Raw genomic sequence first — 13614 nt, 5'->3', positions numbered from 1 at the left:
GATTTGTGACAATAACGGCAATAGACGTCAGCTTTGGCCATGCTTTACCCTTAAAAGGCGGGAAGCATATCACAACAACTAACTATTTAATACATGACCCCAAAACCTACCATAACCAACGTTGTTGTTTTTTATTACCGACAAACGACCACATTTCATCAAATTCACAGACAAGTTGGATTTCTAAATTCTCTAAAGGTAACGTGGTTACACATCGTAGCGACAACTTTTTAAAGTTTGGACGACAACATTAATACTGATATGCAGTGCCAGGACTGTATCGCGAATACCTGAATTATTCAGGACTAAATTAACGACCTGCTCTTTTATTCCGGTCTGACAATACGATAAGAGTAGTCAAGCTGGAAAATGCGACCACACGAGAAACAATGGTAACGCTGATACCCTCTTTTACCTGTGCCATATGTTTTTTCACATCCTTAGTTTGACATATCACATCTACTGTAGTCTTCTCTGTCATTGAAAATAGGGAGTATACTCAAACGACAATACTTTGAATACGTGACCAAAATGTGAATGAGATGCTTGTTTTTCATCAGAATAAGACATCAATAGAGATTTCTATTCAGCCATAATAGATCTGTTGGAATATCAGGGCAAAGGCATCTGCAACTCAATGGATAATCAGTTATGAAAAAAGAGGAAAATTATCTTTTTTATTATATATCGAGAAAGGTAATTTTTTAGTCAATGTTAGCTCTGCCAACATTGACTAAAAATTAGACTTTATCGCCACAATAAAGAGGCCGTTTTCACAGGGAAATTAGTATCCTGCCAACGTGCGCCAAAAACGTTCGTTTACTGGACTAAAGTAAACACTAAACCTTATCTTGGTAACAAGAACTTCATCCAATTTATTTACTCAACCAAGGGGAGCTGGTACTCCAAAAAATAATATTAACCCCCAAATATTCTTCTGCAAATTTAATAAACTCTTGCTGAGTGAATTTCTTTTTTGTTTGTGGATTCGTATAGGTTAGTGTGGGCTCCTGAACTGCCATAGCAACGAGGTTTAGTTTGTTTTTATATCTATGGAAAAATGGATATGAGTTTTTCATTTGTGCCTTCTTATAAGGAACGATATCAGGCCCTCCAAGCCCAATGTTGTTTTTTTGTGCAATATCAAACAGACGAGACATATAGCTACGTTCGTTATTCCATTCACAGGGCCAGAAATTAACATACTGTACAACATACGATTTTTTGAAAACTTTTCTGGCAAATATTATGTTGTCTATAGTTACTGAGAAATACTTATCGCAAGTAAAATCAGCATTTGCTTTTTTCATGTCAATATCAATGGCTGTTTCGGGGAGGTTAATACCGATGATTCTTCCATCGAATGATGTTGCCAATGCCGCAAGAAGATATTGATATCGTTCCCTTAAGGCTGTATTCCACTGTATGGAGACCCAGCCCTGAACAGACACCTGACCTTCACCTGGATTGTCTGACTGCGCAATTAAACCGCCATCATATTGAGATTCTTGCAGTAAATAGAGTGGAATATTTCTGTCGTTTGGTCCGAAAAATCGATCTTGGATCTGAATGAAGAGCTTTTTATTCATTTTGTTGAGTATTGACAGATCTTTTTCTATGACTGAAAAGTCATATTCTCCTTTTGATTTTTCCAGTTGTTTCCAAGTATAAACAATCTGTACACCACTAATATCAGGTCTCACAAGTAACGAGCGTAATTCTTCAAGCTGGCCGGAAGATGTGTAAAGATAATTTTGAGGAGTGGTTGCCAGCACTTTCCCCACACAAAATAAAAGAATAAAACATACCATCATAATCCGCATATCCGCATCCCTCTGGTGATGAAAACTAGAATCTTTGGCAACAACAAAAGGCGATAATTTCAGTCTAACTATTACCTCATTGTCGTCCCCATTTATTATTACAGCCTATTAACAGGAAAAAAATTTATCTGTACTGACATAAGGCCGCCTCTAGCCCTGTATTTTTAATTTCATGCAGTTAATGTGAGTCTGGTCTATCAAACAGCGACCGCTAATGTGGATCGAAAAATGCGATAAATGCAAGCTCATTATCACTTAATGTGAACTCTAGGGGCTAGGCCCTCACAACAGTAAGTCTGTGAGCAATGCTGGGGACTGAAGAAACATTGTCATATGCAGCAGCTATCAGTGAAATTACTGCTACTCGTGCGGAAAACGAACTATTCGCAATAATTGTTGCAATAGTCGAAAGAAGCGTTTAACTGGATATTGAGAATTGGAGGCACTTTATTTGTTAAAGAGTAGTCGTTCAATAAGCCTCATCCATGAGGCTCAATCTCTATTTCCCTAAAGGAATTTAGTCATAAAATTGACTGATACTCTCTTTTTCCTGACCAGATACAATGACATTCAATAATCGTTCATAATATTTCACCAGATTATCGACAACGTCCTCAGTATACAGTTCTGGGTTATAACTCAGTTCACAAATGATATTTTGTGGTGTTTTGATAAGATTTATTCCGAGCGATTGGAAGGGAACCGGCTCGATATTGATAAACTCTACGTCAAGATTTGGCAATGACCAATTCTCATCATTGGGTGCATCCACATAATTAAAGAGAACGTTAAATATAGAATCCCTTACCTTTTTACCCACAGCGTCAATAACAGCAGACATGTGGATATCTGAGTTTTCCAGAGCCTTATAAATAAACTGACTGATCTGGTTGATAATATCATTCAGGCTCATTTCCTTACTGATCGTTGATTTGACGAGTAAATCACTCAAAAACAACCCTATCGTTTGCTGACTTTCTATATGGTGACGGTCAGCCAGTGGAGAAGAAGTGATATGCTGAGATATACCGGAATGCATAAAAAGACAAGTATGGAACAGAGACATAAATAACATATAAGGCGTAATCGTGTTAGTTTCACAATAATGTGAAACTGCATTAGCCAATGAATTCGGTGTATTAATACAACGGACATTAAAGTGACCCTTTGAAGCCAAATGTTTGCTGAAAGCAATGGGAAAATCATAACTCATATTGACATCAGCAAATTGCTGTTGCCAGAATTTGATCTGTTTTTGATATTCCTCTGTTTTATGACGTTTTTGCAAGTCATAGGTGTAATCTGAATATTGCATGGCTATTGGCGGAAGAATAGGCTCTTCGCCTTGTGAATAAGCCGTATAGAGATCTTTAAACTCATTGATAAAGATACCGAACGACCAACCATCGAAAATAATATGGTTAACATCAATCAGTAATACAAAGTTTGTTTCTGAAATGGGTAGTAAGAATGCCCTGATTAATGAACCATTGTAAATATCAAACGGTGTCCTCAGTTTTTCTTCCCAAAGTGTTTTTAGCTCAAAAATAAGTTGTTCTTGCTCTACTTCTGTTTCTATTCCTCTTTGCATCAAGTCAACGATTTGTAAATTGATTTTCATATCATTATCAGGTTGTACGAAAATCTGTTCATTTTCTTGATAAAATTTAAAACGTAAACTTTCATGTCGCTCTAGAATGACATTCAAGCTTTTTTCCAATGCATTGCGATCAAGTTCTCCATTTATCAGCAACGTAATAGGCACATGAAAGCTGTCTTCCAAAAAGCCTTCTTGAACCAAAGACCAAAACATCTTCTGACAATGAGAAATCGGTATTTTGCCATCAGGAGTATTTTGTAATGGTTCAACCACGGATATTTCATGCTGCTTAGCGTCATGAATCACATTTGCGATTTGTGCAACGGTCGGGTTTGTAAACAGTTGATGCATACTGAAATTATCGGTCAAAGCATGTCTGATCGATGCTGTGATCTTAACTGCTAAGAGGGAATAACCGCCGAGCGCAAAGAAATTGTCGTGAATACCCACTTGCTTCACTTTCAAATGCTCTTGCCATAACTGACAGAGTTTTCTCTCAACACTATTTCTCGGTGCAACATAAATCTGCCGGCGCAAATCCTCTTCATTCGGGATGGGCAGCGCTTTCTTATCCACTTTGTTGTTCAGTGTGAGCGGCATACGCTCGAGCGGGATATAGAGGCTCGGCACCATATACTCCGGCAGTTGTTTTTTCAGGGCTGATTCAAGCAGCTCAGAAAGCTCATTCCCGATGGCAGAGATATGGGGATAGTTGGTCAAATGGGTTTGGCTGTAGCCTGTACGCGCCAGCACCGACGGCAGTTCGCACCGGCTGAAAATCACATCCAGCAAATCAGGCTGATGCTGTGACCAGGTTACGCCACACTGGTAGCCGCACTGCTCAGCATATTGAAGCAGGGATTCAAAAGCTTCAATTTGAGCTGTCGCCTCTGGGGAAAGACTGCCGGTATACTCTGGCGGAGGTAGCATCTGATTCGCCGGCCAATGGCGCAGACCTTCGGCTAAGGCCAGGTTATCTTTGACGCGGGCATTAGGGATACCGGAAACCCCGAATGCTTCATCGGCTCCTGCTTGAAGCCGATATTGGAGCTGATGGTGCAATTTTTCCAGCGAATCGAAATCGTACCAAGCCAGAGGCTGCTCACCACAAGACTCCGTATTTTTTCCTCGTATATGCAATACAACATCATAGCGGTAGCGCAGTATTTCATTGTCACCCACCCCGCGTTTCACCAGAATGTCAACCCGGCTGATCGCCGGGTAACGCTGCGGCAATTGGGCAAAATAGGCCGGACTGAGCAAAAACTCCTGCTCTTGCTGTAAGCGCCGCTGAATACGATTTGCCAATGTGCCCACGTCAATATGCTGCCCGTTCAGGCGGCTCTGCTCGATGGCGGTGATATGGGCGGTCAGCAGATCTAAGTTGCGGATATCCCCCAGCAGAATTTTGCCACCGGCATCAATAGCAGGGATTAACTGATCGAACAGCGCTTCCAAGTATTGACGGTTGGGGACAAATTGGGCAACAGCATTAATCACGACCGTATCAAACTCGCCGTCAGTCAGGGTTCCCAAATTGATAACCTGTCCGTTTTCATCGGCAACACCGCCATGTTCAGTACTGCCAATCATGAGCTGACGATATTGGGCGTCAGTTACCGCCGCCTCGTATTCAGGGTAATTTGCATTAAATTCCAACGCTTTTTCCCCCAGCCAATCTGTGGTCGGGCAAACGTAGGCAATCAGTTTTTTCTCTTTATCGTTGCCATAACTGTCACCATGCATCATAACAGCGGCATTGCTTAAAATGTCATTCCCGGCCAAAGCGATTTCGATTTCACCCAGCTCGATCCGGTATCCTCTCACCTTGACTTGAGAGTCGATTCGGCCAATAAATTCCAACTGCCCTTCGGCTGTCCAGCGCACCAAATCGCCAGTGCGATACAGTCTGTTTTCAGTTTCATTGCTGGAATTTGTGCTGAATGGATCGCGGATAAACTGCTTGGCTGTCATTTCCGGCGCATTCCGGTAACCCCGTGCCAGTTGGATACCACCAATATACAGCTCCCCAACCGCACCAATCGGAGCTAACCGACCGTCTGCATCAAGAATGCGGGCTACCGTGTTAGGCAGCGGTTTGCCGATCACAATCCGGCCTCCCGTTAATAACCCGGTAGTTACAATGGAGGTACACTCTGTCGGGCCATAGACATTGAACAGCTTTCTGCCCTGCTCCCAGCGGGTTGCAATTTGCGGTGTCACCGCTTCGCCGGCTAAAAGCAAGGTGGTGACAGAACGCCACTTGTTGAAACCCAAATGAGGTAATAGCGCCGGAGGTAACACCGCATGGGTAATCTGGTGTTTTTCCACTACATCATCCAGCAATTCAGAAGTCCGTTGCTGGGTTTCTGAAATCAAATACAGCGTGGCACCATACGCCAGTGTCATCGATATTTCTAAAACCGCAGCATCAAAACTCCAGGAGGCAAACTGCAATCCCCGGCTGTGTGCATCGACACCAAATAAAGCCGCCTGCGAGAGTGCCAAATTGACCCAACCTTTGTGTTCCAGCATCACGCCTTTCGGTTTGCCCGTCGAACCGGAGGTATAAATCACATAAGCCAGATGGTTTTCGGTCAGAGGGAATGGGCGTTCAGTAATATTCTCGCTCGGTAAACTGTGCAGATGTGACTGGATAGATTCAGTCTCCAGACAGATCACCGTTTGCTGACTAATGGGTAATTTTTCTATCAAATGCGTTTCGGTCAGGATTAATTCCGCCCCACTGTGCTCCAGCATATACTGAAGGCGCGCTTGCGGGTAACTCGAGTCTAACGGCACATAAGCCCCTCCGGCTTTCAGAATAGCGAGCAACGCCACCACCGCCCGTAATGAACGGGGAATACAGAGCGCGACCAGCGTATCGGGTTGAATGCCCAGTTCGATCAAATAATGCGTGAGCTGGTTGGCCTGTTCATTCAATGCCTGATAGCTCAGGGTTGTATCGCCAAACACCAGCGCCGTCTTTTCGGGATTTCGTGCGACCTGTTCCTCAAACAGTTCATGGAAACAGCCTTCGCGCTGGCTGTGATCCTGCGGCCCATTCCATTCATGCAGAAGTCTGTGCTGTTCAGCGACTGACAAAAGTGGAATGTCATAGACGGAAGGCTCTTCCGTGCCAATACGCAGGTTCATCGCATCAACAATGCCGGACAGCAGTGTTTCGTAATTGGCCATTAATCGGTCAATAGTGATGCTTTTGAACAGGCTGGTGTCATAAGTCCATAAAACCGCTAACTCACCCTGTTCTTCTTCATAAACATGGATTTCCAAATCAAATCGGGATTCCAGAAGCGGGCGTTCATCAAACTCAACACCATAATTCTGTTCCAGTGTTGTATTTTGCTGAGTATTTTCTAACGTAAAGATAATTTGGAAAATAGGGTTATAGTTTAAGTTTCGCTCCGGGCTGATTTTTTCTACCAGCATCTCAAAGGGCAGATCCTGATGCGCATAGGCATCCAAGATGGTGTGGCTGTTTTGTTTTAATAACTCACTAAAGGTAGGCTGGCCGGATAAATCTGTTCTGATCACCAGTGAATTGACAAAAAAACCAATCAGCGGTTCTATATCATGATGTACTCTTCCGGCCAGTGGCGTTCCAACCAGAATGTCTTTTTCATTACTGTAACGGCCCAACAGGACGGCAAAAGCCGTTTCCAGAAACATAAATAACGTAACTTCATATTTCGTACACAAAGCTCTTATTTCTTGTGTCAGACCCTTTGAAATACGCTGCCCATGCATACGCCCTTCGAAACGCTGTTTTTCAGGGCGTGGATTATCCAATGGAAAACAATGCAGTGGCGAAATACCTGATAACTGTTGCTGCCAATAAGTTTGCTGCTTTTCCAGCATCGCGCCTTGCAGCCAGTTCCGTTGCCATTGGGCATAATCGGTATACTGGACTTTCAACGGTGGTAGTGGGTTCCCCACGCCTTGACAGTAAGCTCGATATAACAAAATGAATTAATTAAGAAATATCGCCATCGACCAACTATCACAGGCAATATGATGGATGGTATAGAGAATGACATAGTCATTTTCCGCCAACTTTATCAATCGGACACGTAGCATCAAGTCGGCTCTGAGATTAAATATCTGGCTCTCTTCCTCTTTACCAAATTTCTTAACGTGTTGTTTTTTCGCTATTTCACTCAGATTGGATAGGTCATACTCCGTAATGGGTAAGTCATAATCTGTCATCACCACTTGCCGCGGTTCGTTATCAATAATTTTAAAACAGGTGCGTAATGATTCATGGCGTTCAAGCAACATTTTGATCGTTTCAGTGAAAGCGTTGAGATTTAATTTCTCCCGCAACCTGAAATCCCCCTTACAGTTGTACTGGGGGCTGCCTTCATTAATTTGGTCAATAAACCACAAGCGCTGCTGGGCGAATGAGAGCGGATAATGTTCAGCACTGTCATAACGCTGGATATCTTGTAGCTGATAAGTATCTGCTTCTGAATCAATGTGACTCAGGAAATCAATTAGTGCTTGTTTATGGTTTTTCCATTCACTAAGCAGTTCGGGTGGAATACGGTCTTGGCTGGTTTCATATTGTAAGCGGTTATCAGCAACAAACAGGGTAATACCTTGATTTAGAGCCTCATTTACAATTTGCACAGCATCTTTCATATATTACCTTCCAATAATTATATATTTTTTATTTTTCAACATGGAAATGTTTTTAACGAAAAAACATTTCCATGTTGATTTATTGAATTGATAGTTTTTATTTTATCTATTTTTCAGGATATAATTTCTCGCCAATTAACCATAAGAACCTAATAAATAGGTATGAAATTATTTTCATTATGTTTATAAAAGAAATGCGGCGATGTATTTTAGTCGTTACAATAGATAATAAGTGATTAACATTTATTGAAAACATTAAGAGAGGTTTATTCGCAGTTTTAAATCCTGAATAAATTACCAAATAATTCGTCATAATTAAATATCGGGGCAAAAATTTAAAAGTCATTAATTAACACTTAACAAACCGTTCATTACAAGTCATTTGTCGTTTTATTTGATTTAGGCATCATAAAATTGATGGATATTTTTTATAATGCAATTAATATTAATTAATTTAATTACCATTAATGAGTATACCTATCAAGCCTGCAATCCTGGGGTGAAAGAGCAGATCGTTGATATGGCGATTAATAATTCCGGCGTTCGGGATATAGCCGAGTCCTAAAGGTTGGCATTAACACAATCATTCGCACATTAAAAAAACTCACACCAAGAAATGTAAACGCATTAAGTCAATTGCTTGAATTATTATCTCCTTTTAATATTCGGTTTTACTGTACGGTAATTTTTCATCGTACAGCATACTTCCTAAAGAAAAGCATATTGTTGAAAAATATTACACCCAACGTATAGAAAGAACCAACCTGATACTCCGTACATGTTTAAAAAGACTGAATCGACAAATGCTGGGTTATTCCAAATCGGAAAAGATGCATGACAAAGCAATAGGTACTTCATCGAACAGGAACACTACCTTTGTTAAGGGATCTAACTATTGGAGCCGTGACCGTAAATTCAAGTGCGAGTGTTTAGGTTGTAATGTATAAGTGATTAAACTTTCGACACTTCCAATAAAAAACTGAGTCGGCTACGGTGCTTTGAACACAAGATGAGTAGGCCTAGAACAGGCCTACTCAATCAAAAAAACAGCAATCAGATTAGCTTATATTGTTATATCTTCACCAATAGATAAACCATCAGAAATTTCAGTGCTAATCGTGGTAATAGATTCAATAATATCGCCATGAGAGCGATCATGAATCAATTTTATCACAGGTGCATTCACTGCCCATGCCGAAATATTATTTTCTGGCATTTTTGCTATTAATTGGTTTATCGTTAATCCAATATCTCCTTTATAGTCTGAATTCATTTTACCCGCTTTAAATAAAGTCACTTTTGTACGAACTAATTTCCCACTCAAATTACAATTAATCACTTGATGTTCAAAAGGCAGTGCATCCAATACTTTATTGATATAAATATCATCTGAACCCATCTCCTGCAATTTCACAGTCATTTCTTTCAGGACATATTCCATATCCAATTGCTTTCTGATGTCTTTTAACTGTTCAGTATAGATAACTGTATCTAACAAGAATAATTGAATGTCTTTTGCACCAATTTGTTCTAATTGGAATGCAATCTCCATAGCGATTTGACCGCCTAATGACCAACCTAAAATTTTAATCGGTTTATCAAGAGATGTTTCAGTCAAAATTAATTCCAGATAAGTTTTAGCCATCTCTTGTAATGACGCGATATGATTATCCGTACAAAGATTATAATTATCGATACCGATACAGTTATATACCTCAGACAAAGCGTTGGCTAAAGGCGCATAAACTTCACTGCCACAACTGGCCGCATGTACCATGAATAATTTATCCGTTGCTGTTGATTCGGGTGTTAATACATTCAGCAAGTTGGCCTTTAAGCTATTAATGTCCAGCCATTCTGATAACAGAGAGATACATTTGTGGCTAAATAGGATACTTAACGGTATATCGATTTCCATGTCATAGCGAATGGCCGCTGTCAGTTTGATAGCCATCAGGGAGTTGCCACCAATACGGAAGAAGTGATCCTCAATACCAACCCGTTCCAGTCCCAAGACATCCTGCCAAACTGTACAAAGCTGCCTTTCCCGTGTATTGCGTGGTGCAACATAATTGTCCCGATTGGCCCATATCGGGGCGGGTAATGCTCGACGATCCAGTTTGCCATTCAAGGTCAGGGGCACCGCTTCAATCCGGGTAAAACTGGCTGGCACCATGTATTCCGGCAGTCGGGCAGACAAATGCCCAATCAGGGTTTCATCAGATAATACGGCTTCCGTAATGACATATGCCGCCAGCGCTTTATGCCCTTCATGCTCCCGGTCAATCACCACCGCCTGTTTGACCTGCGGGTGAGAAACCAGCGCGTTTTCGATTTCTCCCAGCTCAATACGGTAACCACGGATTTTCACCTGAAAATCATTGCGCCCCAGATATTCCAGATTGCCGTCTGCTCGCCAACGCACCAAATCGCCGGTTTTATACAGGCGGGTATAACCCCGAGCCCGATCCTCCTCGCTCGCAAATGGGTTCGCCACAAAACATTTTGCCGTCTGTTCCGGCTGGTTCCAGTACCCTCGAGCCAACCCAATGCCGCCGATATACAGTTCCCCCGGCGCACCAATCGGAGACAAGTTTCCGTAACTATCAATAACATACAGGCGGATATTATCGATCGCACGTCCGATGGGTACGTTGCCATTGAAGTCACTCGCCGTATCAAAGTATGAAACCTCAATCGCCGCTTCCGTTGGCCCATAGAGATTAATTAACACGCTGGAATGTTGATTAATTGCCTTCAATGCGTTGACTTGCGATTCCGTCAGCGCTTCCCCACTGCAAAATACATAGCGGACGGTGTCGGCTAACCGCTGTTTTAATGCTTGTAACGATAAGCAGAAAGCACCCAACATTGATGGGATAAAGTGAACTACGGTTATCCCCGATTTCTGCATCAATGTATGCAGGGCTTCCGGTTGCTTATGGCTATCAGGCGGTGCAATCACGATACAGGCCCCGACCCAGTTCGCCGCCAATAGCTCCCACACCGAAACATCAAAGGTATAAGGCGTTTTTTGCAGCACTTTATCCGCCAGACTTAAAGGATATAGAGACTGCATCCAACACAGCCGATTCATAACGCTTTGATGCGTCAGCGCAACACCTTTGGGCTGACCGGTCGTGCCTGAGGTGTAGATGATGTAGGCCAGATCAGTGGCACTACTCACGGGTACTGGGTTCTCCGCCGGCTCTCCGTCAATGACAGGCTGAGCATCTGCGGCCAGTAGTGATGGCTGAACCGGTAATCCCAGTGTACATTCCTCCAAAACGGCCAAATGCCGCTTCTGGGTCACGACACATGAGCAATGGGTATCGACCAGAATAAATTTAACCCGCTCCGATGGATATTCCGGTGACATCGGCACGTAAGCCCCACCAGCTTTCAGTACAGCCAAGATACTGATGATCATTTCCAGACTGCGATCCAGATACAGCGCCACAGGCGTGTCTGCCGGCATCGATTCATGATGTTGCTGCCGATAGCATTCGCGGATCACGCCAGCCAACTGGTTTGCCCGTTCGTTTAACTGCCGGTAGGTCAGGGTTTCTCCCTCAAATTCCAGCGCGATGTTATCCGGCGTGGATGCTGCCTGAGCTTCAAACTGCTGATGTAATGTCCGATCCTGCGGATGCGGTACATCGGTCTGGTTCCAGCTATGCAGCAAGGTGTTGCGCTCCTGTTCGGACAAGACGTTAATGCCCGCCAGAGATTGCTGCTGATCGGCCGCAAACGCTGTCAGCACCCGCTGATAGATATCGGCCATCCGCGCTATCGTCGCTTCGTCAAACAAACTCACCGCGTAATTTATACCGCCAGCAATACCAGTCTGACTTTCTGACATAAACAAGCTCAGATCAAATTTGGCAGGGCTGTGCAATGCACCATCCAGTTTTACTGGATTAAAGGGCAGTTCTGCGCCTGTTGTCTGACCATCACCAAAATTCTGCAACCCGAACATCACCTGAAAAATAGGGTGACGGGAGGCATCACGCACAATTTCCAGCGCGTCAACCAATTGCTCAAACGGCATATCCTGATGCGCCTTGGCCTGTGCGATCGTTGTATGAGTCTGTCTAATCAGACTCTTCACGCTGCCGGTTTGCTCAACCTGTACCCGTAATACCAGCGTGTTGACAAACATCCCAATCAGCGCCTGAGTTTGGGCATGATGCCGGTTGTCCGTGGGCGTGCCCAATACGATATCATCCTGTCCGGACAGTTTCGCCAATGTGACATAAAACGCACTGAGCAAAACAGCATACAGAGTAGTTTCCTGTGTTTTCGCCAGCGCCGTCAATTGATCGGAAAGCTCACTCTCTAACGTAAAATGGAAATCCCGTCCCTGATAATCCACCTGTGCGGGTCGGTTCCGATCCGTTGGCAAAGCGAGCGATTCATATCCGGCCAACGCTTGCTGCCAGTAAGCCAGTTGACGTTCACGCACCTCTCCCTGCAAATAGTCACGCTGCCACTTGGCATAATCGCCATAGGTAATATCCAGTACAGGAAGTTGACTAGCCCGGCCTTCTCGCAGAGCGTGGTAGATCTCCGCCAGTTCATTCAGGAAAATATCAATCGACCAACCATCAATGGCAACGTGATGCCACATGATCAATAAGTAATGATGTTCAGCCAATTGATAATGACATAAACGCAATCCCGGCTCTTCCGTCAGACTGAATGGGGTTGCCATCTCTGCACGTGCCGCTTGCAGGAGGGTATCAATATCTGTGCAAGACTGTGACCGGAAGATCAAATTGTCCTCAAGCACCTGTTGATAGGCATATCCCTCATCATCACTGCGGTATATCGTCTTCATCACCGGATGACGTTCGACAACCTGATGTATCGCCCTTTCCAACAAGGGCAGGCTGGCATTGTCATCCAACTTCACCAGATAAGGGACATGGTAAGCATGTGTTCCCTGCTCAAATTGTTCGATAAACAGCATTCGCTCCTGCGCAAATGACAGGGGATAATATGTCAGTTCAACGTGAGGGATCACCGTGCAGGCTTGTTGCCCCATCGCCGCCACCAGACCAGCAACGGTTTTCAGTTCAAATACCTGTTCTAACGAAATTTCCACCGCCAATGTACGACGAATGGCCGCAGTCAGCTTGATGGCTATCAAAGAATTACCACCGATACGGAAGAAGTTATCCTCGATCCCCACCTGCTCAATACCTAATACTTCTTGCCAAATTGCACAGAGCTGGGTTTCTTGTACATTGCGCGGCGCCACATATCCTTCCAGCTTCACCCATACTGGTGCCGGCAGGGCCTGACGGTCAAGCTTGCCGTTCAGGGTCAGCGGAATAGCATCAAGGCGGGTAAAACTGGCCGGCACCATGTAGTCCGGCAAACGGGCAGACAAATGGGCAATCAGCATTTCATCCGGCAGGTTTTGATCTGGTAAGGTGTCGTCGGTGACCAGATACGCGGCCAGCGCTTTCTGCCCTTCATGCACCCGGTCAATCACCACCGCCTGTTTCACCTGCGGATGGGTTG

Annotated in this window: 2 protein-coding genes and 3 pseudogenes; 1 reads left to right on the top strand and 4 read right to left on the bottom strand. The window is 43.7% G+C overall.

The features are described 5' to 3' along the window. Positions 1-105: 105 nt before the first annotated feature. The 3 genes and pseudogenes from Xhom_RS36480 to Xhom_RS07275 form a co-directional block, all read right to left on the bottom strand. Positions 106-481: pseudogene (locus Xhom_RS36480) on the bottom strand (IS1 family transposase); the annotation flags it as partial. A gap of 394 nt (positions 482-875) precedes the next feature. Continuing rightward, a complete protein-coding gene (locus Xhom_RS07280) occupies positions 876-1823 on the bottom strand; it encodes a hypothetical protein (protein WP_069316708.1) in 948 nt (315 codons plus the stop codon). Positions 1824-2340: 517 nt separating this feature from the next. Next, positions 2341-8085, bottom strand: a pseudogene (locus tag Xhom_RS07275) (non-ribosomal peptide synthetase). Positions 8086-8554: 469 nt separating this feature from the next. Here Xhom_RS07275 and Xhom_RS48920 point away from each other — a divergent pair. Next, positions 8555-8968 (top strand): annotated as a pseudogene (locus Xhom_RS48920) (IS1 family transposase); the annotation flags it as partial. Between the two features lie 180 nt (positions 8969-9148). On the opposite strand, the gene Xhom_RS07255 reads toward Xhom_RS48920, so the two are convergent. Beyond that, on the bottom strand, positions 9149-13614 hold a 4466-nt coding region (locus Xhom_RS07255), incomplete at its 5' end, for a non-ribosomal peptide synthetase (protein WP_169928406.1).

Source organism: Xenorhabdus hominickii (genome assembly GCF_002632725.1).
Taxonomy (GTDB): domain Bacteria; phylum Pseudomonadota; class Gammaproteobacteria; order Enterobacterales; family Enterobacteriaceae; genus Xenorhabdus; species Xenorhabdus hominickii.
Note: the sequence above shows the minus strand (reverse complement) of the source record. Positions and strands in the feature narration are given on the sequence as shown.

Bases quoted from the DNA above. Each gene is read 5' to 3' on its own strand.
- Xhom_RS07280 (WP_069316708.1), bottom strand. From the start codon at position 1,823: ATGCGGATTATGATGGTATGTTTTATTCTTTTATTTTGTGTGGGGAAA.